Origin of the sequence: Pseudomonas sp. B3(2017), from assembly GCF_002113595.1 — a bacterium.
Taxonomy (GTDB): Bacteria; Pseudomonadota; Gammaproteobacteria; order Pseudomonadales; family Pseudomonadaceae; genus Aquipseudomonas; species Aquipseudomonas ekonensis.
Map to the genome: position 1 here is coordinate 21,353 of NZ_NEIU01000009.1, position 20,187 is coordinate 41,539.

Sequence of the window (20,187 nt, forward strand, 5' to 3'; positions counted from 1 at the left end):
GAATTAGCCATGACGGCTGTTCTCGTCCCCTTCCCGTCAAGGTTAGAATGCAGCAAATCAGGACGACTCGATGACCCAGAACACCCTTTCGGAAGCCGAATACGACGCGATCACCGATGCCGCCGCGCACTGGTGCATGCGCCTGCACGCGGTCGACTGCACGGCCGATGAGCGTCGCGCATTCGAGCAGTGGCGCGATGCCGATCCCGTGCACGCGTTCGAGTACGAGGCGATGCTGGAGATCTGGGACATCGCCGAGCACTTGCCGCGCCCGGAACCCTCCGTGGTCGTGCCCCTCGGCAAACCCGTCCGGACCTGGCGCCAGTACGCCACCGCCGCCTGCTTCAGCGCGCTGGCCGTGCCGCTGGCGGCCTGGGCCGGCTGGAACCTGGGCTGGCTGCCCAACAGCTACCAGCATGTCGAAGCCTCCGGCAATGTCCGCCAGGTCACCTTGAAGGACGGCAGCCAGGTCGAACTGAACCTGAACACCGAACTGACCTACGCCAACTACAAGGACGGACGCCATGTCACCCTGAAAAAGGGTGAAGCGTTCTTCGAGGTCAGCCATGACCCGAACCACCCGTTCACCGTCCGTGCCGGCGAGGGGCGGATCCGTGTCACCGGCACCCGCTTCAACGTCTGGATGTACGAGGATCAGGTGAAGGTGAACCTGATCGAAGGTTCGGTGCTGGTCACCAGCAATGCACAGCTGCCGGGCGACGGCCTGCGCCTGGGGCCGTCGATGCAGGCCCGCTACCATCATGGCGACTTCATGCCGCAGATCAGCCAGACCTACGCCAACGACAGTTCGCTGGCCTGGCGCAGCGGCAAGCTGGTGCTGGACAACCTGTCGCTGACCGAAGCCCTGCCGCAGATCAACCGCTACCTGGCCAAGCCGCTGATGCTCGCCGACAACGCCACCGGCACGATCCGGGTCGGCGGGATCTACAACGTCAAAGAGCTCGACAGCCTCGTGACCTCGCTGCCCAAGGTGCTGCCGGTCTACCTGACCCGCAACCAGGACGGCAATCCGGTCATCAACTCGATGCCGCAGCAACCCCCGAAAAGCTGAAGGCCGTACCCCGCAAAGGGTACGGCCTTCATGCTGCATCCGTTTAGCGGCGCTTACTGCGCCGCCACCTTCCCGGCCTTCTCGTTGGTATCTCGCACCGTCTGCAACCGATACTGCGGATCGGCCTTGATCTGCTGTTCGGTGAACGGCAGCACGCTCCAGCGCTTTTTCGAGAACGCTTCGGTCTGGTCCTTCGAATGCTGCGACGCAGGGTCGCTCGACAGCGAGAACGCCAGCAGCCCTTGGGCATGGGGCCCGTTGTCGTCGAACGTGACCACCTGCAGGTAGCTGGTGCCGCTCACCACCTCCAACCGGCCATCTTCGCGCGGCACGCTCTGGATCGCGTTGTAGATGCCCAGCGTGCCCGGGCCGCCATGGATCGGCGTGTGATGCGCGCCGCTGCTGGCCACTTGCACGTCACCCCAATGGGCTTGCGCCGGCAGGCCCATCTTGGCGACCGATTCGGCGGACGCCTGCATCGCTTCACCCACTGCCTTGGCCACCGCCGGCCGCTCGACCGCCAGACCGCGCGGGGTCGTCTGCGGCTGCTGGGGATCGAACGCGACACGCCAGACGTCCGGCGCTTCCTGCAAGGCCTGCATGATGTTCTGGAAGTGCACCAGCCCAAGGCCCGCATCCAGGTCGGCCCGGCCATTCCAGGCCTTAAGGTCCGCGCACACCGTTTTCAGCGCTTGCCCGTCGGCGCTCGCCTCACAGAACTTCAGCAGATCCGGCATGACCTGGGTCGCCAGGTACACCTGGTCGTCCATCACCATGGCCTGCAGGTCCTGCACCGACAGCTTGCCTTTCTTGCCCAACGAGGCCAGGCGGTCCAGCGCGAAGCGCGAACGCAGGCCCAACGGCTGGCCTTCCTGGCTGATCAGCGGCGAGAACCCGGTCAGCGGCTGGGCCGGGTTGGCCAGCCAAGCCGAATCGTTGGAATGCTGGACGAAGTCCTTGCGCAGCAGCTGCGGCAATTGGCCGGAGGCGTAGATGCCTTGCTGCGCCGCTTTGGGGTCGATGTCCCAGGCGCAGTCGCGGCGCGAGCCGTCGAGCACGATCATTTGCAGGCCCGCACGCGGATCGCTGCATCGGGCCAGTTTGTCGGCACTGACGTTGGGCACCACCGACAGGTTCATGTACAGGGTCTGGCCCTTGTCATCCGCCGCCAGGGTGTTGACCCACGGGATGCCCTGGATCTTGTGCACCGAGTCCTGGAAGGCTTTCAGGTCCGCGGCGCGGTTCATCGAATACCACTGGGTCAGCACCCGGTCGTTGCCGAGGTTGGCGTCGCGCAGGCTGTAGGCGTACTGGTTGTCCCAGTCGAGCTTGCCCGGCCACTGCACCACCGGCCCGAACTGCGAGCTGTAGACGTCACGCGTCACCGGCACGACCTGCCCGTCGGCCTGTTTGACCTGCACGGTCAGGGTCTGCTTGCCCATCGGCACCGATTGGCCGTCGAGCAAGTAGCGGGTCGGATCCTTCGGATCGAGCTGCAGACGGTACAGGGTGAAGTGCTTGGACGCGTCGACGGTGTGGGTCCAGGCCAGGTGACGGTTGAAGCCGATATTGATCACCGGCAGGCCCGGCAGGGCCGCGCCCATCACGTCCAGCTTGCCGGGGATGGTCAGGTGCATCTGATAGAAGCGCATGCCGCCGACCCAGGGGAAATGCGGGTTGGCCAGCAGCATGCCGCGACCGTTGAACGAGCGCTCGCTGCCCACGGCCACCGCGTTGCTGCCGCGATCCAGCGCGAAGCGTTGCATGTGCAGGTCGGCCACCCGGTAGGCCCGCGCATCGTCGGCGATCCGGGCGCTCGCCTGAGGCGGTGTGGCGCCGGCCAGGGCCTCGGCGAACTGCCCGACCCCGCCCTCGACCAGCAGACGGCGCGTCAGCTTCACCAGGTCCTGGGCCGAAATGTCACGCACCCAATCGCCCTGGCATTGCTGCGGCAGCCCCTGCGGGCGCCGTTCGGCCAGGTATCGGTTGTAGCCGGCGGCATACCCTTCCACCAGGTCGCGCACTTCGGCCGGCTGCGCCTGCCAGAACGCCTGCACGGCCTGCGGGGTATTGAGCCAGGTGAAGAATAGGTCGCTGACGCGGTTCTCCCGTTCCTCGACCGTCAGTTGTTCCGGCCCGAAATAACGCGAACGCTCACCGTTGACGGTGACGATCTCGTTGGCCAGCAGGCACAGGTTGTCTTGCGCGTAGGCATAACCGATGCCGAAGCCGAGGCCGCGCTCGTTCTGCGCGCTGATGTGCGGCACGCCGAAACCGGTGCGGCGGATGTCGGCGCCGGTCTGGGCCGAGGGGCTCAACGCATGGGCGGGCAGACTCAGCCCGAGAAACATACCGGCAAGGGCCAGTCCGGTTAACTGCCTGGAAATAATCACGCTCGCTCCTGATCAAATGCCGAAGAGCAGGTCCGATCGTCTTGCCCGGGCACCGGGACAGACCGGATCCGCTCCGGAAACACCCACGCGTCCACGCGCAATGAGCCTTATCAGAGAACGAGCCCGGTAAAAAAAATTTAATCGGCCCGACGCCCGTTCCGCCCCGTGATGACGGAGAAACAACGAATCGGCGACAAATTTTCTACATTTTGACCTTCATGATTTGGCGTGCTGATTCGTCTTGTTACAGAGAGAGCAGCCACATTTTCCTGATCAGGCTCTGAGAAAGGAGTAATCCCATGTACAACCCACCACTACCAACGGACGGTAGCCTGGCGTCGCAAGGCGCTTCGATGGGCCCCCTCGCGAGCAATTTCGGTCAACGCCCCGAGCGCCACGGCAACGAGCGCATCCGCCTGCTGCTCAAAAGCTTCGGCCTGCGCACCAGCCTGATTCGCCTGAAAGTCATCGACGCCCTGCTGGTCGCCGCCGAGAACGACCGCCGCCTGGGTGTGCGCGGCGTGCACAGCCAGTTGCTGGACCTGGACATTCCCTTGTCCTTCCTCAGCGTGCGCGAAGTGCTCAAACGCCTGTGCACCGAAGGCGTGGTCATCTACAACGCCGACAAGAGCTACAGCCTGCACCCTCAGGCCTGCGCCGTGCTCAACGCCGAGTGAGGCCGCCTGCGATCGCCGTCAGGGCTTGACCTTGCGGCGCATCACGCCATTGATCACCACCACGACCACCGCCACACCGATGGCGATGTACTGGAACGTTTTCTCGCCGATCATGCCGGCGTTCTGCAGCCAGGACAGGCCGAGCATGATCGCCAGAACGGCCAGGGCGATCAGAATCGAATATTTCAAGCGTTGCGACTGGGTCATTGCGGGTTCCTGAATCTTGGAATGTATCCGGTTTGTATCGGCTTGCATGCCATGCGCTTACCGTATTGCGGGGATGCGCGGCAGCGGGCGGGGTCTCATGTTACAGCCGACGACGAGTTTTGGCTCGCAGGCGGCCTTAACCATGAGGATTTTCGAAATGCTGCGTCGAATCACCTGGCTGATTCCGGTTCTTGCACTGCTGACCCTCAGCGGCTGCATCATCTTTCCCCACGACGGCTGGCATGGCGGTCACCGTTACTACGCTCCGCAAGGCCCCGGCTATTACTACCATCGATAAGCCCGTCGCCCAGGAGCCTGTCGCGCTCCATTCAACTGTAACCAATTGATGAACACCTGAAGGAATGCCCACGAGGATGTGGGCATTTTTCGTGGGGCACCCGGCCTGAAACGCACCGGAAAAGAAACCGGCCAGCGCAGAAAAGGCCTCTTTGGCAACACGTTGCAAATCGGCCAAACATCGGGTCACACCTGCGGCGTGGCAGCCTCCCGCCCCCGCCCCCTATTCTTTGCGCTCCTCATCGATTGACCGCCATGGACGCGCATGCAAAGAACCCTCATCCCCCTTCGGCCCGTACAGGTGTTCGGCTTTTGCCTGGCCATCACCCTGTTCGAAAGCCTGACCTACCTGGCCAGCGACGTGGTCATGCCCGCGATGTCAGCCGTCACCCGCGAGCTGCAAGCCGATACGCGCCATGTTCCGTATGCCTTTCATCTCTACCTGATCGGCGGCGCCTGCCTGCAATGGCTGATCGGCCCCTTGTCGGATCGGTTCGGCCGACGCCCCGCCCTGCTGGCCGGCTGTGCGCTGTTCAGTGCGGCCTGCGCGGCGGCATGGGCCACCCACAGCATTGAAGCCTTCAATGCCTTGCGCTTTGTGCAAGGCATCGGGTTGGGCTTTGTCGTGGCCGTCAGCTATCCGGCGTTGCAGGAAGCGTTCCGGGAGGCCGACGCCGTGCGCCTCATGGCGCTGCTGGGCAACGTCGCCTTGCTGTCTCCCCTGTTGGGCCCGCTGCTCGGCAGTCTTTTGCTGGAATGGATCGGTTGGCGCGACCTGTTTCTGGGGTTGGGCATCATCGGCGCCGTCGCATGGATCGGGCTCTACCTGTGCATGCCGGAAACGGTCGCCAGCCTGCGGCACGGCCGCACGCCACAGGCTTCATCCCCGTTCTGCTGGCGCCGGATCGGCCGCCGTTACCTGACCTTGCTGCGCAACCGCAGGTTCCTGGGCGCTTGCCTCGCCTTGGGCCTGATGAGCTTGCCGCTGATGGCCTGGATCGGGCTGGCGCCGCTGCTTTTGGTAGAGGTTTCAGGCCTGTCCACCCGAGCGTACGCGCTGTGGCAGATACCGGTGTTTTGCGCAGTCATCGTCGGCAACCTGATCCTCGACCGCTTGCTGGCGAGCCGCGACCTGACCGCCGTGATCCGCCTTTCGCTCTGGCCCTTCTGCCTTGGACTCCTCATCCTGGCCGGCGCAGCCGCGACCTCGCCCTCGGTGGTCTGGCTGATCGGCGGGCTTTCGGTCTACGCCCTCGGCGTGGGCATGAGCAACGCCGCCCTGTATCGCCTGGCGCTGTTCTCCAGCGATGACAGCAAAGGCCTGGTGTCCGCCGCCGCCGGCATGCTGTCCATTGGCGTCATGGGGGCCGGCGGCGCCCTCATCGTCGCCGTCGGCGGCGGCACCCGGCTGGCCTCCTTTGCCCTCTGGGCCGCGCTGGGCGGCCTGCTCAGCCTGCCCCTGCTCCACCGTTTCCTTCGCAGCCAGCCAAACGGCCGAACTTCTGCGGCACCACAATAAGGACAATCCGTGTTCCATTTCCCCCACAGCGATGCGCTCTGCGCGTTGACGCAGCCCTATTGCCCGCAATCCGTACCGCCGGGCCTGTTCGACCGGGCCATGGCCGAAGTCTCGCGGTTCCATGCCCGGCACACGCCCGGCTATGAATCCTGGCTCCAGGCCAACGGCCTGACCGTCGCGGATCTGGACAGCCTCGATGACTGGTCGCGGCTGCCGCCGGTGTTCGCCAACTTCTTCAAGCGCCGCATGCTGCTCAGCCCGACCGGCGAAGACGCCCTGGAACTCACCTCGTCCGGCACCCGCGGCCAGAAAAGCCGCATGCGCTATGACCGGCGCAGCCTGGAGGCCGCGCAGTTCATGGTCGGCCGGATCTTCAGCCATTACGGGTGGGACACGCCGCACGCGCCCTGCAATTACCTGCTGCTCAGTTACGAGCCCCAGGGCCGCATCAGCCTGGGCACCTCCTACACCGATCAGTTCCTGTGCCGGTTCGCCCCGGCCCACCGGGTGGCCTACGCCTTGCGCCCGACCGCCGACGGCCATCGCTTCGATCTGTTCGGCGTCGTCCAGGCGCTGCAGTCGTTCGCCGAGCAAGGCCTGCCGGTGCGCATCCTGGGCTTTCCCGCGTTTCTCTGGCAAGCGTTGCAGCACATGAGCGCCCAGGGCCTGCCTGACCTGCAGCTGCCGCCGGACTCGTTGGCGTTCTTCGGCGGCGGCTGGAAGGCCCGTGCCAGCGAAGAGATCCCCAAACAGCAGTTCTACCGACGCATTCAGCAACAGTTGGGCATCACGCCGGCCCGCTGCCGCGACGGCTACGGCGCGGTCGAGCACGCGGTGCCCTACATCGAATGCGCCCGGCACCGCTTTCATGTGCCGGTGTACGCCAAGGCGTTCGTGCGCGATCCGGCGGACTTGCGCGTCCAGCCCTACGGCCGTCCGGGCCTGCTGGGCTTCGTTTCCCCCTACATCACCTCAAGCCCGGCCCATGCCGTGGTCATGAGCGACCTCGCCACCCTGCACCCCGGCGCCGACTGCGGCTGCGGCCTGACCGGCGACTGGTTCGAACTGCACGGACGCGCCGGCACCAGCCCAGGCAGAAGTTGCGCCATGGCCGCCGCCGAACTGTTGGAGACCCACTGACATGTACCTGATCAACGGACACCTGCGCGACGACTGCACCCTCAGCGACGCACTCGAACACCTGCGCACCGAACTGCCGCAACGCCTGGCAACCGCAGTGCGATCAACGACCGTGATCGCCGCAGCCGCCGCCCTTGCCGAACGTCTGCGGGACGTCTCTGCCCTGCCGATCCTGGAAGCCGAGCAACGCCAGGCGCTGATCGACTTCTGCCAGCCGTCGGCGCTGCGCGAAAAAGTCGAGCGCGAGCTCGGCGAGCAACCGGACTCCTTGCGCCGCACCGACTACCGGCAATCGCGCTTTGAACGCTGGAGCCCGCTGGGCCTGGTGGTTCACATCACCCCCGGCAATGCGCCGCTGCTGGCCTTCTGCGCCGTGGTCGAAAGCCTGCTGGCCGGCAACGTCAACTGGTTGCGCCCCAGCGCCAGCGACACGGGGCTGACCGCACAACTGCTGCACGCGCTGGTGCACTGCGCCCCCGACGGCCTGCTCGCCGGCCATGTGGCGGTACTGCCGGCCACCACCGCGCAAACCCGCGAGCTGTGCCAATGGGCCGACGGCGTCTCGGCCTGGGGCGGCGAAGCGGCGTTGCAGGCGATCAGCCGACAGTTGCCGCCCGGCTGCCGCTGGATCGACTGGGGCCACCGCATCAGCTTCGCGTACCTGACCCCGGACAGCGCCTCGCCGGCAGCATTGGAGGCGGTGGTCGACGAAGTCTGCCGTCTCGACCAACAGGCCTGCTCCAGCCCGCAATGGCTGCTGGTGGACAGTGACGAGCCGGCTGTGCTGCAGCGGATCGGCGCCGCACTGGCCCAGGCGTTCGAACGCCGCTCGCAGCACTGGCCGATCCTTGAGCCGACCCTTGAGGAGGCGTCGGAAATCACCACCGTGACGGCGATGGCCCGGCTGGGCCGGCATTTCGCCGCAGAGACCGGCCACGTCTGGGACGGCCGGCATTGGCGGGTGATCTGGAGCCACGACCAGCCGCTGACACCGTCGCCGCTGTTTCGCACCGTGCACCTCTGCCCGGTGCCCCGTGCGCAGCTGACTGAAACCCTGCTGCCGTGGCGCAACAGGCTGCAAAGCTGCGCGCTGCAGTGTGCCGAACAGGACGTGGCCGACCTGTCGCGCCGGCTGCTCACCGCCGGCGTCACCCGCCTTGCGCCGGCCCCGTCCATCCATGACGGCTACCCCGGCGAACCCCACGATGGCGTCTACGCCTTGCAGCGCCTGAGCCGACGAGTGTCGGTCAGCCTGACCGCGGCCCTGTCGGGCAGCCGCACCACGCTGGATGAGGGGCCCGCCGCGCCGCCGCCCGGCGAGCGGCCGATCCTGTCCAAGGACGCCTTCACCCAGCGACCGGTCGACCCGGCGGCGCAGCTGTACTTTCGCTCCGGCGGCAGCAGCGGCGCCCCGGCGCTCGCGGGTTTCAGCCACCGCGACTTCCGCCGGCACATGCGCGCCACCGCCGACGGTTTGTTTGCGGCGGGCCTGGAACCGGCCCGCGACCGGGTGATGAACCTGTTCTTCAGCGGCGGGCTGTACGGCGGATTCTTCAGTTTCGCCAAGGCCCTGGAACTGCTCGACGTCACCCACCTGCCCATGGGCGCCCCGGCCGATGACGATTACCGCGAAATCGTGGACTTGATCATTCGCCTGCGGGTGACGGTGCTGGTCGGCATGCCCAGCACCCTGCACCGCCTGTTTCTCGACGGACAGGAACGCCTGCGGGCCTACGGCGGCCTGGAAAAGGTGTTCACCGGCGGCGAGCACCTGAGCGAGCCAAGCCGAGCGCTGATGCGCAGCTGCGGGGTCTCGCTGATCCGCTCGGCCATTTACGGCAGCGTCGACGCAGGCCCCTTGGGGCACGCCTGCCGCGCCACGGGCGATGGCATCTTTCATCTGATGAGCGAGACCCAACAGTTGGAGATCGTCGCGTTCGATGCCGACCGGCCGGTGGACGGTCAGGAGCCCGGGCGCCTGCTGTTCACCCCGATCGGGGTTCAGAGCCAGGACGTGCAACGCTATGACATCGGCGACAGCGGACGCTGGGTGCCAGGCCGTTGTGCCTGCGGTCTGGTTTCGCCGCGCTTCGAGCTGCTGGATCGCCACGGCAAGCTCATTCGCATCGGCACCGACTTCATCTCCCTCGCCGAGCTTGCGCAGCACCTGCAGACGGCGTTTCAGGTGCTGCTCGACCATGCCCCCGACGGCCTCGAACGCCTGCGGATCCGCAGCGAACGGCCGGTCGAGGATGCCCGCCAACGACTGCTGGGCTACCCGATCCTGGCGACCTTGATCGACACCGGATTGCTGACGCTGGAGATCGAAAGGTGCCCCGCCGAGCGGTTCACCCGCAACCGGCACAGCGGCAAGACGCCATTGCTGATCGACTCGCGCCGCTGATGGCTGGCGCAGCGCTCACTCCCCCTGAATCCACTGTCGAGAACATTATGCTGAGCACTTCAACGCTGAACGGGCTGGTGACGTTCGCCCGTCGGCATTCGCGCTACTACCGACTGCTTCATGCAGACGCCCCCCGGGACTTCGGTTCACTGTCTCAACTGCCGGTCGTCGATCCCGGCGAATACTGGAAAGACGCTCAACACCTTGACCGCTGGCCGGTGCTGACGGGTGAGGCAGACGGCGCCCTGGTGTTCAAGACCGGCGGCACCACCGGCGACGGCAAGCTGTCGGTGTTCAGCCGTGACGAATGGCACATGCTGACCCGGGACTTCGGCCGCAGCCTGGCCCTGCAACTGAACCACGGCGACCGGGTGGCCAACCTGTTCTTTGTCGGCGATCTGTATGCCAGTTTCATTTTCGTCCACGATGCCCTCGCGCACGTCGGAACCGCCATCACCGAGTACCCCTTCACCGGCAGCGTGGATCCGGCGCCCCTGGCCGAGGCGGTCGTGCGCAATCGGATCAACGTATTGGCTGGCGTGCCCGCGCAACTGCTGACGTTCGCCGCCTGGCTCGCCGGCCGGGGCCAGACGCTTGAGGGCGTCACGGCCTTGCTCTACGGCGGCGAAAGCGTATTCGCCGGCCAGCGGCGATTGCTCGAACGGGCCTTTCCCCGGGCTCGCGTGGCGTCCATCGGTTACGCCAGCGTCGATGCCGGGCTCATCGGCACCCGCCACCCCGATTGCGCGATGGATGAACACCGCACGCCGGACGGCCACAGCCTGCTGGAGATCCTCGATGAGGAAACGGGCGAAGCGATCGAAGCCTGCAACCGCTCCGGCCGGCTGGTGGTCACCAACCTCACCCGCCGCCTGATGCCGTTGATCCGCTATCCGGTCGGCGACCGCGCCTGCTGGCGGGAGCCGCCCGGAACGCCGCAGCGCAAGTTCGCGCTGACGGGCCGCAGCAGCGACAGCCAGCGGGTGCGGGTCGGCATCCTGAGCCTGGAGCCGCACGCCATCGGCGAGTGCGTGCGGCGCATCACCGCCAGTGACGATTGGCAGCTGCTCATCGAGCAATGCGAAGGCCGGGACGTCGTCAGCCTGAACTGGGTGCCGGACGCCTCATGCCCCGGCACCGAGACAGTCGGGCAGTCGCTGCGCGATGCGCTGACCGCACAGAACCCGCAGATCGAACGGTTGATCGCCGACGGTTTGCTGGAGCTGCGCATCGGCCGCTGCACGGTGCAGCAGTTGCTGCGCCATCCGCGCTCGGGCAAGTGCCGGCGGGTGGTGGATCTGCGCCCCTACCAAAATCAGCCCCGGGAGCAGCCGTGATGGAGCCGGTCACTCTGCGGCGCTACCGCAGCGACGATGCGGCCGCCGTGACTCAGTTGTTCCGCGAGGTCTACGCACACCATTACGTTCAACCCCAGGTGTATCTGCCCCGCATGATCACCCAGAACCAAACGGATGGCCGCTGGCACTCCCTGCTGGCGGTGAGCGCTGACCGGGTGGTGGGGCATGCGGCGCTGATCCGCGACGAGGGCGGGCGCACCGCCGAACTGGCGCTGAGCGTGGTGCACCCCGATGCCCGCGGCCGAAGCATCGCGACACGGCTGGGCCGGGAGCTGTTGACCCAAGCCGAGGCCATGGGCTACCGGGGCGTGACGATCAAGCAAGTGACCCGGCACCCCTACACCCAGCGCATGGCCGAGACGCTGGGTTTTCACGGCACCGCCCTGTTTGCGGACTACGCGCCCTCGCCCGTCGGCGATCCGGAACCGGAGTCCGTCGTCATCGGTTACCGGCCCCTCGCCGGCCATCGGCGGCCTCTGCCTGCACAACGTTGGCCACACAGTTCTCGGCGCCTCATGCAGCACCTGTGCGATGTCTTCGGCACGGATCACCGAGCGGAGCCCTGGGTCGGCCCCGCGGCACGCCTGCGCTTGCGCGGCGACCGCTACGATGGGGTGTTTGAGGCGCTCGACGCGGAGTTGGCCCGGCAGTTGATCGGCCTCCCGGAACGCTGGCGGATTTCCCTCAGGCTCAGGTTGGGGCAGGACTTCGCCTCGGATCTGCAGACCCTGTCGCAGGCCGGGTTCGTGTTTTGCGGCGTGACGCCGGATGACGGGAGCAACGGCTGGCTGGCGCTGTTCCACCGGGGCGTTCGGCAATGCGCGCTGACATTGCACTGCCCTTACATGCAGGGTCTGCAGGACGACCTGCAGCGGAGCGCCCGGCCTTGACGCAAAAAAGGCCCGCCTTGAGGGGGCGGGCCTTTGTCGTTCGTCACGCCTTGGCGTTGACGCCCTTGTCGCTCGGAAGGGCACGTTCGCCGCCCTGTCCGTACGTCTTCAGGTTCTGCAGCACGTAAATGGCTTTCTTGTATTCCGGAATCAACCCGTTGGCGTACTTGTTGCCCTTGAGGTTGTTGTTCTGGATGGTGTCCAGTTGGGTGGCAAAATACTCCAGTGCGTTGAACTTGGCATCCGGATCCTTCTGGACGCCGAAGCGGTCGAACTTGTCGCCGGCGTTGAGCAAGGTCATCGCGGTGATGTCGGAGATCAGCCCGCGGCTGCGCAGGAACGTGCTCAGGGTGCCCAGTTGCTTGGGCGAAACGTTTTCCGGATCGAACCCCTTGATGTTCTTGTGCAGGCGCTGCCTGTCCATCTCCGCCGTGTTGAGCGCGGTGGGGTCGTTGCCCACCAGGGCGAGCATCTGCTTGACCTTGACGCTTTGGGAGACGGGCTTGCTCGATGAACGGGTGTCTCTGACCAACAAGCCTGCCTTGCTTTGCCAGGCGCCGGTATAGCCGACGGTCATGATTGGGCTCCTTGCGGGATGAACATGGAAAGTCCTTGGTGAACGACTTGATTGGACGCGAGTATCGGCCGGCAAAGTGATAGCACCAACCGTTTTCTGTCCTTTTTTACAATTCTTGTACATTCTTGACACAAATGACGGACACCCCGAATCCATTGACCCAGAGCGGCATAAGCGAACGGCGGAAGTAGTTATTTTGCTCTAACGTACGGTTCGGTTAGTTTCTCTGTAACAGTTCGGATACGCCCGTTTGTCGCCCACTGCCGTTCTGGCACGAAAGTACCTAAAGCTTCGCGAAACGCCGACGATAGCTAAGGACACCTGCGTGTTTTTTTCGCTGCCCACAATAAGAATCGCCGCTCAAGGACTGGTCTTCATGCCCGCATTCCGCACCATTCAGGCTCGCTACACGTTGTTTCTGGTTCTGTTCATCCTCTTGCTCTCTGTGTTGACCGTGGTCGGCATCAGTCAGTTGGTCGCGCCCAAGCTGCGCCAGACCGAGGAGCAAGTGGCGCTCAACCGGATCGCCGAAGTCGCCGAACAGATCCAGGGCGAACTGAACAAGGTCCAGGCCCAGCAACGCAGCATCACCCAGACCGTCCCCCTGCTCGACAGCGCGGCCATCGACACGGTGCTGCCGGGCCTGGTGGATCAGTACGGCGAACTCAAGGTGTTCGGCGGCGGTATTTGGCCGCTGCCGGGCCAGCGTGAGGCCGGACGCAACAAATTCAGCACGTTCTGGCACCGCGACGCCTCGGGCAAACTGGCTGTGAACACCTTCTGGAACAGCGACGCGGCCCCCAACTACTACGACCAGAGCTGGTACAAGGGCGGCATGCAGACCCCGCGCGGCCAGTGCGCCTGGGCCGCCGCCTACAAGGACGACGCCAGCGCCGAGCCGCGCACCAACTGCGCCATGGCCATCCAGAAGAACGGCGCGGCCTGGGGCGTGTCGACCATCGACGTGACGCTGGGCTTCTTCAACGACCTGGTGGCGCGCAAGGAAAAGGACCTCAACGCGCAAATGCTGATCGTCGAGGCCGACGGCAAGATCATCAGCAACAGCTCGCGCATCAGCGGCCCGATCGTGCTCAAGAACATCAGCGAGCTGAATTCGCCCTTCGCCAGCCAGGTCAAGGCCGGCCTGCAGCAGCGCGACCGGACCCAGCGCAGCGAGTTCGACGACAACGGCGAAGCCAGCACCTTCTTCATGCGCCCGATCGAAGGCACCCCGTGGTTCCTGGCCACCGCCCTGCCGACAAGCACCATCACCGCCCAGCGCGACGACGTGCTCGGCACCCTGAGCCTCTTGCAGATTCCGTTGGTGATCCTGCTGGTGCTGTGGCAGGTCTATGCCATCCGCCAACTGATTCAGCGCATGAAGGCCCTCAAGGCCAACATCGATTCCCTGTCCAGCGGCGACGCCGACCTGACCCGGCGCATCACCATCCGCGCCGAGGACGAACTGGGGGCCATCGGCCACTCGGTCAATGCGTTCATCGCCTATCTGCAGAACATGATCGGCGAAGTGACCCAGGCCACCGGCGCCATGGCCTCGAGCCTGGACAACCTGCAACGCACCTCCGCGCACACCAGCCAGATCCTGTTGCGCCACGCCTCGGAAACCGACCAGACCGTCACGGCCATCAATGAAATGAGCTCCACCGCCGAAAGCGTCGCGCAGAACGCCGCCGAGACCGCCGCGTTCACCCGCCGCGCCAACGAGAACGCCGACCGCTCGCGGGTCGTCGTCGGCGAAGCCTCCAGCAGCGTGGTGGCGCTGATCGACGAAGTGGCCAGCGCCACCCACAAGGTCGAAAGCATGCAACAGGACGCCCAGCGCATCACCGAGATCCTCGGGGTGATCGGCGCCATCGCCGGCCAGACCAACCTGCTGGCCCTTAACGCCGCCATCGAAGCGGCCCGCGCCGGCGAGCAGGGCCGCGGCTTTGCCGTGGTGGCCGATGAAGTCCGTGCCCTCGCCGCCCGCACCCAGGCCAGCACCTCGGAAATCAACGAAATGCTGACCCGCCTGACCCAGGGCGTGAGTTCGTCGGTCAGCGCCATGGAAAACACCCAGGCCAGCTGCCAGTCGGCCGCCGACGCCACCGCCCGGGTCAACGCCGGGCTGGACGAGATGGCCGGCTCCGTCGGCCACATCAACAGCCTCAGCGCCCAGATCGCCACCGCCGCCGAACAGCAAAGCGCCGTGACCGAAGAGATCAACCGCAGCATGGTGCAGATCCGGCAGATGGTCGACGAACTGGTGCAGAGCGGCCAGGCCAGCGAACTCAACACCCGCCAGCTGGCAGAGGCGAACGGCCGGGTGAGCGCGATCATGGGGCGGTTCAAGGTGCGGTGAACCTTGCGCGGCTGACGGATTTGTCATCTGGCGCTCAGCGGGCTGACAGCCTTGATCTAGGATCATGCTGTCAGCCCGCTTCGTATTAATTGGAAACACTCCGTTGATGCCGAGCCGGAAAAACCGGTCAGAATGCGTTCCTTTTCTGGCCGTCACCCGAGTCGAGAACCTGCCATGCCAAACCTCCTGCGTCTGACCGCCTTGGGCGTCCTGCTCTTCTCTTCCCTGGCCCAGGCCGCCGACCTCATCCCGATCGAAGTCCACCGCGACGCCAACTGCGGCTGCTGCAAGAAGTGGGTCAGCCACCTGGAGGCCAACGGCTTCAAGGTCGAGGATCATGTCGAGTCCGACATGAGCGCCTTCAAGCAACAGCACGGCGTACCGCCGCGCCTGGCGTCCTGCCACACGGCGATCCTCAACGGCAAGTTCGTCGAAGGCCACGTGCCCGCCGAACAGGTGCGGGCCCTGAGCCAGCGCGACGACCTGCTCGGCGTGGCCGCACCGGGCATGCCGATGGGCTCGCCGGGCATGGAGATGGACGGCATGAGCGACGCCTATCAGGTCATCGGCCTGAAAAAGGACGGCACTGATGTGGTGGTGGCGGACTACCCGGCCCACTGATGGCCACGGCGTACGTCGGGCTGTTCCTGGCCGCGTTCGGGGCGGCGACCTTGCTGCCCCTGCAATCGGAAGCGGCGCTGGTGGGCCTGCTGGCCAGCGACCGCTACTGGCTCTGGGGCCTGCTGGCGGTGGCGACGGTGGGCAACGTCCTCGGCTCACTGGTGAACTGGTGGCTGGGACGGGGGCTTGAGCGGTATCAGGACCGGCGCTGGTTTCCGGTCAGCCCACGGCACATGGACCGCGCCCGTACCCACTACCGGCGCTTCGGTCGCTGGTCGCTGCTGTTCAGCTGGCTGCCGGTGATCGGCGATCCGCTGACGCTGGTGGCGGGCGCCATGCGCGAACCGCTCGCTCGTTTCCTGCTCATCGTCACGTTCGCCAAGGGCGCCCGCTACGGGGTGCTGGCCCTGCTGACCCTGGGCTGGGCCGGTTGAACGTTCCCGTGCGGGTATTGCCTGTGTTTAACGTCGCCCTAATCCGGCCGTTCCAGCATCGGCCGATTTCCACCGGAGTCCGTCCCATGCCCGTCCCGCTCCGCCGCTGGTTGCCCGGCCTGTTCCTGAGCACCGCCCTGCCGTTGACTGCCCTGCCATTGACCGCACTGGCCGAAGCCCCGCAGTACGGCCCCGAACTGCAAGGTTTCGAATACCCCTACGCGCTCAAGCACTTCGCCTTCCAGTCCCAAGGCCAATCCCTGCAGATGGGCTACATGGATGTCGCCGCCCACGGCAAGGCCAACGGGCGCACCGTGGTGCTGATGCACGGCAAGAACTTTTGCGGCGCTACCTGGGACGGCTCGATCAAGGCCCTGAGCGACGCCGGCTACCGGGTGATCGCCCCGGACCAGATCGGCTTCTGCACCTCCAGCAAACCCGCGCAGTACCAGTACACGTTCCAGCAACTGGCGGCCAACACCCAGCAATTGCTCAAGGCGCTGGGCGTGCAGAAAGCCACGCTGCTGGGCCATTCCACCGGCGGCATGCTGGCCACCCGCTACGCCCTGCTGTACCCCGACCAGGTCGAACGGCTGGCGCTGGTCAACCCCATCGGCCTGGAAGACTGGAAAGCCCTCGGCGTCCCTTACCGCACCGTGGACCAGTGGTATCAGCGCGAACTGAAGGTCACCGCCCAAGGCATCCGCGACTACGAGCGCAGCACCTATTACGGCGGCCGCTGGAAGCCTGAGTTCGACCGTTGGGTGGACATGCTCGCGGGCTTGAGCAACGGCCCGGGCAAGACTCAGGTCGCCTGGAACTCGGCGCTGATCTACGACATGATCTTCACCCAGCCCGTCTACTACGAGTTCAAGGACCTGAAGATGCCGACCCTGCTGCTGATCGGCACGTCGGACACCACGGCCATCGGCAAGGACATCGCTCCGCCGCCGGTGAAAGCCCGGATCGGCCGTTACGACGAGCTCGGCAAACAGGTCGCCCGGCTGATCCCGCAGTCCACGCTGGTGGAGTTCCCGGGCCTTGGCCATGCGCCGCAGATGGAAGAGCCCGCGCAGTTCCACCAGGCGCTGCTGGGCTGGCTGGACAACCCCCCTCCCGTTCGTTGAAGAGGTAAGGCTGATGGCGGTACAGATTGCAGTGCTCGATGACTGGCAGGACGTGGCCCGCGACGTGGTCGACTGGTCGGTGCTGGACCCGCTGGGCGAGGTGACGTTCCTTCACGACTACCCGGCGGACAACGCCACCCTGGCCACCCGCCTGGCCCGTTTCGACGTGATCTGCGTGATGCGCGAACGCACCCGCTTCGACGAAGACCTGCTCGGGCGCCTGCCGAACCTCAAGCTGCTGGTCACCGGCGGCATGCGCAACGCCGCGCTGGACATGCCGGCTGCCGCCCGGCTGGGGATCAAGGTCTGCGGCACCGACAGCTACAGGCACGCCGCACCGGAACTGACCTGGGCGCTGGTCATGGCCGCCACCCGCAACCTGGTCAACGAAGCCAACGCCCTGCGCGCCGGCCAGTGGCAGCAAGGCCTGGGCGGCGACCTGCACGGCAAGACCCTGGGCATCCTGGGCCTTGGCGCCATCGGTCAGCGGGTGGCGCAGTTCGGTCAAGTGTTCGGCATGCGCGTGATCGCCTGGAGCGAGAACCTCACGGCCGAACGCGCGGCGCAGGCCGGCGTCACCCTGGTCGGCAAGCAGGCACTGTTCGAACAGGCCGATGTGCTGTCGGTGCACCTGGTGCTCGGCGAGCGCAGCCGCGGCCTGGTGGATGCCCAGGCATTGGGCTGGATGAAGCCGACGGCGTTGCTGGTCAACACGGCGCGGGGCCCGATCGTCGACGAAGCGGCGCTGATCAAGGCCTTGCAGAAGCGCCAGATCGCCGGGGCCGCGCTGGACGTGTTCGACCAGGAGCCGCTGCCGGCGCTGCATCCGTTGCGCACGCTGGATAACGTACTGGCCACGCCTCATGTCGGTTATGTCAGCCGGCAGAACTACAGCCTGTTCTTTTCGCAGATGATCGAAGACATTCAGGCCTGGGCCGCCGGTGAACCGCTGCGCTTGCTCAACTGACGCCGCCCTCGCGGGCAGGCACGCGTCTACAGTCGAATGCTGTAGCCACGAACCTGCCCGCGATGATGCCTGACTGTCTCCCCGCCCACCGCACCGCAATAGTGCACCTGCCCCCTCCCCGCGCCCGGAATCGTGACTGACCGGTCACCAACTTGGGGCCAAGCCCGCCGCAAAACCTGCACTTCGTCGGTGCGTCTCGCCCCGCAGCCCACGGTTTCCAAGGCCCGGAAACGGATTGTCAAACAATTCATGCGTTTGTCATGGCCCGCTCTAGGATCTGGCCTAGACTGATTTTCGCGGCACAAGACCGACCGGTCACAAAGTAGAAAAACAATAGAAACTTTTGCTGATCGCGACAGGTCATCAGAAAGACAGGGCCAAGGCGGCTGGTTCGACTCTTGCAATGGCCTCTTCACCCATTCTGCTTGCGCGTGTTGGGTAGCGTGTGCTCTCCGATGCATGGCGCGTTTGCGCCCGGCCACAGGATCCGGCCATGGACATCGCTTGTTCCAGACAAGAATCAGTTCAAAGACACGGGAGATTCAAATGATCAGAGCGGCATTGGATATTCAGGGAGAGCGTGCCCATTCGTCCCTCGGCGACGCGAACGCCATGACCGTTTCCGGCAGCCGGTCGATCAACGCCCCGGTGGCCCGTCCGCTGACGCCCGCGACCGGCCAGAACCCCAACCGCAAGAAAGTGCTGTTCGTCACCTCGGAGATCGCCGACCTGGTCAAGACCGGCGGCCTGGGCGACGTCTCCGCCGCCCTGCCCCGGGCCATGGCCCACCTGCACGATGTCCGCGTGCTGATCCCCGGCTACCCGCAAGTGATGAACAGCGAAAACCCGATCCACGTCGTCGGCGAACTGGGCGGCCACGCGGCGTTGCCGCCGTGCAAGATCGGGCGCATGGACATGCCCGACGGCTTGGTCATCTATGTGCTGATCTGCCCCGAACTCTATGCCCGCGAGGGTTCGCCCTACGGCGCCAACAACGGCCGCGACTGGCCGGACAACCATATCCGCTTCGCCCGCCTGGGCCTCGCCGCCGCCGACATCGCCGCCAACCTGGCGCAGATCCACTGGTGCCCGGACCTGGTGCACGCCCATGACTGGCCCGCCGGCCTGGCCCCCGCCTACATGCACTGGCGCGGGCAGCGCACCCCGACCCTGTTCACCATCCACAACCTGGCCTACCAGGGCGTGACCAGCCTGGGCTCCTGCCCGGAACTGGGCATCCCCGCCCATGCCCTGCAACAGGAAGGCATGGAGTTCTACGGCAAGATGTCGTTCCTCAAGGCCGGCATGGCTTATTCGAGCCACATCACCACGGTCAGCGCCACTTATGCGCAGGAGATCACCACGCCGGACTTCGGCTGCGGCCTGGACGGTTTCCTCGCCGCCAAGACCCAGCAAGGCCTGCTCAGCGGCATCCCCAACGGCATCGACGAGAGCTGGGACGCGGCGACCGACCCGCACCTGTTCGCGCCGTTCGCCATCGGCGACTGGGACGGCAAGGCGACCAACGCAGCCCATGTGCGCGAGCTGTTCGGCCTGGACGATTGCGACGGCCCGCTGTTCGCCGTGGTCTCGCGGCTGGTCTACCAGAAAGGCCTGGATCTGACCGAGGCGGTGTCGGAGTACATCGTACGCAACGGCGGCCAGATCGCGATCATCGGCCGCGGCGAACCGGAAGAGGAACAGGCCATGCGTGAACTGGCGTTGCGCTTTCCGGGGCGGATCGGCGTGCGCATCGGCTTCAACGAGACCGACGCCCGGCGGATGTTCGCCGGCAGCGATTTCCTGCTGATGCCCTCGCGTTACGAGCCCTGCGGATTGAGCCAGATGTACGCCCAGCGTTTCGGCTCGCTGCCGGTGGCGCGCAACACCGGCGGCCTGGCCGATACCATCGAGAACGGCGTCACGGGTTTCCTGTTCAACGAATCCACGGCCGACAGTTACCGCGAAGCGTTGAGCCGCGCCTTCAAGGTGTTCGCCTACCCCGGCCTGCTCAACGCCATGCGCTGCCGGGCGATGGCCGCGCCGTTCAACTGGTGCAAGGCCGTCGAGCCCTACGCCGAACTCTACGAGCAATTGGTGGCCAAGGCGCTGGGCAAAGCGAGCCACAAATAACCAGGGAGG

16 protein-coding genes and 2 pseudogenes are annotated in these 20,187 nt (G+C 65.7%); 15 read left to right on the plus strand and 3 right to left on the minus strand.

The window, feature by feature from the left end; translation table 11 throughout:
• Positions 1-70: 70 nt before the first annotated feature.
• Positions 71-1,072: a FecR family protein gene (locus tag CAG33_RS14935; protein WP_085633194.1), complete on the plus strand. Its 1,002-nt coding sequence runs from the start codon at positions 71-73 to the stop codon at positions 1,070-1,072.
• 53 nt (positions 1,073-1,125) lie between these two features.
• Here the strand turns inward: CAG33_RS14935 and CAG33_RS14940 are convergent, their stop codons facing one another.
• Positions 1,126-3,465, minus strand: coding sequence for an acylase (locus CAG33_RS14940; protein ID WP_085639019.1), 2,340 nt, complete (start codon positions 3,463-3,465; stop codon positions 1,126-1,128).
• 299 nt (positions 3,466-3,764) lie between these two features.
• Between CAG33_RS14940 and CAG33_RS14945 the strand changes: the two genes are divergently transcribed.
• Entirely contained in the window at positions 3,765-4,142 is a 378-nt protein-coding gene (locus CAG33_RS14945) for a fe2+ zn2+ uptake regulation protein (RefSeq protein WP_085633190.1), read from the plus strand.
• A gap of 18 nt (positions 4,143-4,160) precedes the next feature.
• Here CAG33_RS14945 and CAG33_RS14950 read toward each other — a convergent pair whose 3' ends face one another.
• Entirely contained in the window at positions 4,161-4,349 is a 189-nt protein-coding gene (locus CAG33_RS14950) for a hypothetical protein (protein WP_085586062.1), read from the minus strand.
• 157 nt (positions 4,350-4,506) lie between these two features.
• Between CAG33_RS14950 and CAG33_RS28505 the strand changes: the two genes are divergently transcribed.
• The 6 genes from CAG33_RS28505 (at position 4,507) to CAG33_RS14975 (ending at position 11,957) form a co-directional block, all read left to right on the plus strand.
• Positions 4,507-4,647 (plus strand): hypothetical protein, encoded by a 141-nt coding sequence (locus CAG33_RS28505; RefSeq protein WP_170930006.1) that lies wholly within the window; start codon positions 4,507-4,509, stop codon positions 4,645-4,647.
• A 264-nt stretch (positions 4,648-4,911) separates the two neighbouring features.
• Complete coding sequence (locus CAG33_RS14955) at positions 4,912-6,165, plus strand: MdfA family multidrug efflux MFS transporter (RefSeq protein WP_085639022.1); 1,254 nt, start codon at positions 4,912-4,914, stop codon at positions 6,163-6,165.
• Between the two features lie 9 nt (positions 6,166-6,174).
• Positions 6,175-7,305 carry an acyl-protein synthase gene (locus tag CAG33_RS14960; protein WP_085639027.1) on the plus strand — a complete coding sequence of 377 codons (1,131 nt, stop codon included), beginning with the start codon at positions 6,175-6,177 and terminating at the stop codon, positions 7,303-7,305.
• A gap of 1 nt (position 7,306) precedes the next feature.
• Positions 7,307-9,709, plus strand: coding sequence for an aldehyde dehydrogenase family protein (locus CAG33_RS14965; RefSeq protein ID WP_085639031.1), 2,403 nt, complete (start codon positions 7,307-7,309; stop codon positions 9,707-9,709).
• 47 nt (positions 9,710-9,756) lie between these two features.
• Positions 9,757-11,046 carry a phenylacetate--CoA ligase family protein gene (locus CAG33_RS14970; RefSeq protein WP_085639034.1) on the plus strand — a complete coding sequence of 430 codons (1,290 nt, stop codon included), beginning with the start codon at positions 9,757-9,759 and terminating at the stop codon, positions 11,044-11,046.
• Entirely contained in the window at positions 11,046-11,957 is a 912-nt protein-coding gene (locus CAG33_RS14975; RefSeq protein ID WP_085586073.1) for a GNAT family N-acetyltransferase, read from the plus strand. Before CAG33_RS14970 ends, CAG33_RS14975 begins: the two co-directional genes overlap by 1 nt.
• A gap of 43 nt (positions 11,958-12,000) precedes the next feature.
• Here the strand turns inward: CAG33_RS14975 and CAG33_RS14980 are convergent, their stop codons facing one another.
• The gene (locus CAG33_RS14980; RefSeq protein ID WP_085586075.1) at positions 12,001-12,534 is read right to left on the minus strand and encodes a hypothetical protein; all 534 of its coding nucleotides are present in this window, start codon (positions 12,532-12,534) and stop codon (positions 12,001-12,003) included.
• A 376-nt stretch (positions 12,535-12,910) separates the two neighbouring features.
• Between CAG33_RS14980 and CAG33_RS29050 the strand changes: the two are divergent.
• From CAG33_RS29050 to glgA, 7 genes and pseudogenes are all read left to right on the plus strand, one after another.
• A pseudogene (locus CAG33_RS29050) lies at positions 12,911-14,035 on the plus strand (cache domain-containing protein); the annotation flags it as partial.
• A gap of 333 nt (positions 14,036-14,368) precedes the next feature.
• Positions 14,369-14,896, plus strand: a pseudogene (locus CAG33_RS29055) (methyl-accepting chemotaxis protein); the annotation flags it as partial.
• 174 nt (positions 14,897-15,070) lie between these two features.
• Positions 15,071-15,517, plus strand: a complete 447-nt coding sequence (locus tag CAG33_RS14990) for a DUF411 domain-containing protein (protein WP_085586079.1) — start codon at positions 15,071-15,073, stop codon at positions 15,515-15,517.
• The gene (locus tag CAG33_RS14995) at positions 15,517-15,951 is read left to right on the plus strand and encodes a YqaA family protein (protein WP_085586081.1); all 435 of its coding nucleotides are present in this window, start codon (positions 15,517-15,519) and stop codon (positions 15,949-15,951) included. The genes CAG33_RS14990 and CAG33_RS14995 overlap by 1 nt, the downstream gene beginning before the upstream one ends.
• An 86-nt stretch (positions 15,952-16,037) precedes the next feature.
• Positions 16,038-17,078, plus strand: coding sequence for an alpha/beta fold hydrolase (locus CAG33_RS15000; RefSeq protein WP_085639040.1), 1,041 nt, complete (start codon positions 16,038-16,040; stop codon positions 17,076-17,078).
• Between the two features lie 13 nt (positions 17,079-17,091).
• The gene (locus CAG33_RS15005) at positions 17,092-18,045 is read left to right on the plus strand and encodes a D-2-hydroxyacid dehydrogenase family protein (RefSeq protein WP_085639043.1); all 954 of its coding nucleotides are present in this window, start codon (positions 17,092-17,094) and stop codon (positions 18,043-18,045) included.
• A 546-nt stretch (positions 18,046-18,591) separates the two neighbouring features.
• Positions 18,592-20,178 carry a glycogen synthase GlgA gene (gene glgA / locus CAG33_RS15010; RefSeq protein WP_085586088.1) on the plus strand — a complete coding sequence of 529 codons (1,587 nt, stop codon included), beginning with the start codon at positions 18,592-18,594 and terminating at the stop codon, positions 20,176-20,178.
• Positions 20,179-20,187: the final 9 nt, after the last annotated feature.

Excerpts from the sequence above, each read along its gene's own strand:
- CAG33_RS14965 (WP_085639031.1), top strand. The coding sequence starts at position 7,307 with ATGTACCTGATCAACGGACACCTGCGCGACGACTGCACCCTCAGCGAC.
- CAG33_RS14975 (WP_085586073.1), top strand. The coding sequence starts at position 11,046 with ATGGAGCCGGTCACTCTGCGGCGCTACCGCAGCGACGATGCGGCCGCC.
- CAG33_RS14995 (WP_085586081.1), top strand. The coding sequence starts at position 15,517 with ATGGCCACGGCGTACGTCGGGCTGTTCCTGGCCGCGTTCGGGGCGGCG.
- glgA (WP_085586088.1), top strand. The coding sequence starts at position 18,592 with ATGATCAGAGCGGCATTGGATATTCAGGGAGAGCGTGCCCATTCGTCC.
- CAG33_RS28505 (WP_170930006.1), top strand. The coding sequence starts at position 4,507 with ATGCTGCGTCGAATCACCTGGCTGATTCCGGTTCTTGCACTGCTGACC.
- CAG33_RS15005 (WP_085639043.1), top strand. The coding sequence starts at position 17,092 with ATGGCGGTACAGATTGCAGTGCTCGATGACTGGCAGGACGTGGCCCGC.
- CAG33_RS14970 (WP_085639034.1), top strand. The coding sequence starts at position 9,757 with ATGCTGAGCACTTCAACGCTGAACGGGCTGGTGACGTTCGCCCGTCGG.
- CAG33_RS14955 (WP_085639022.1), top strand. The coding sequence starts at position 4,912 with ATGCAAAGAACCCTCATCCCCCTTCGGCCCGTACAGGTGTTCGGCTTT.
- CAG33_RS14935 (WP_085633194.1), top strand. The coding sequence starts at position 71 with ATGACCCAGAACACCCTTTCGGAAGCCGAATACGACGCGATCACCGAT.
- CAG33_RS14950 (WP_085586062.1), bottom strand. The coding sequence starts at position 4,349 with ATGACCCAGTCGCAACGCTTGAAATATTCGATTCTGATCGCCCTGGCC.
- CAG33_RS14980 (WP_085586075.1), bottom strand. The coding sequence starts at position 12,534 with ATGACCGTCGGCTATACCGGCGCCTGGCAAAGCAAGGCAGGCTTGTTG.
- CAG33_RS15000 (WP_085639040.1), top strand. The coding sequence starts at position 16,038 with ATGCCCGTCCCGCTCCGCCGCTGGTTGCCCGGCCTGTTCCTGAGCACC.
- CAG33_RS14990 (WP_085586079.1), top strand. The coding sequence starts at position 15,071 with ATGCCAAACCTCCTGCGTCTGACCGCCTTGGGCGTCCTGCTCTTCTCT.
- CAG33_RS14945 (WP_085633190.1), top strand. The coding sequence starts at position 3,765 with ATGTACAACCCACCACTACCAACGGACGGTAGCCTGGCGTCGCAAGGC.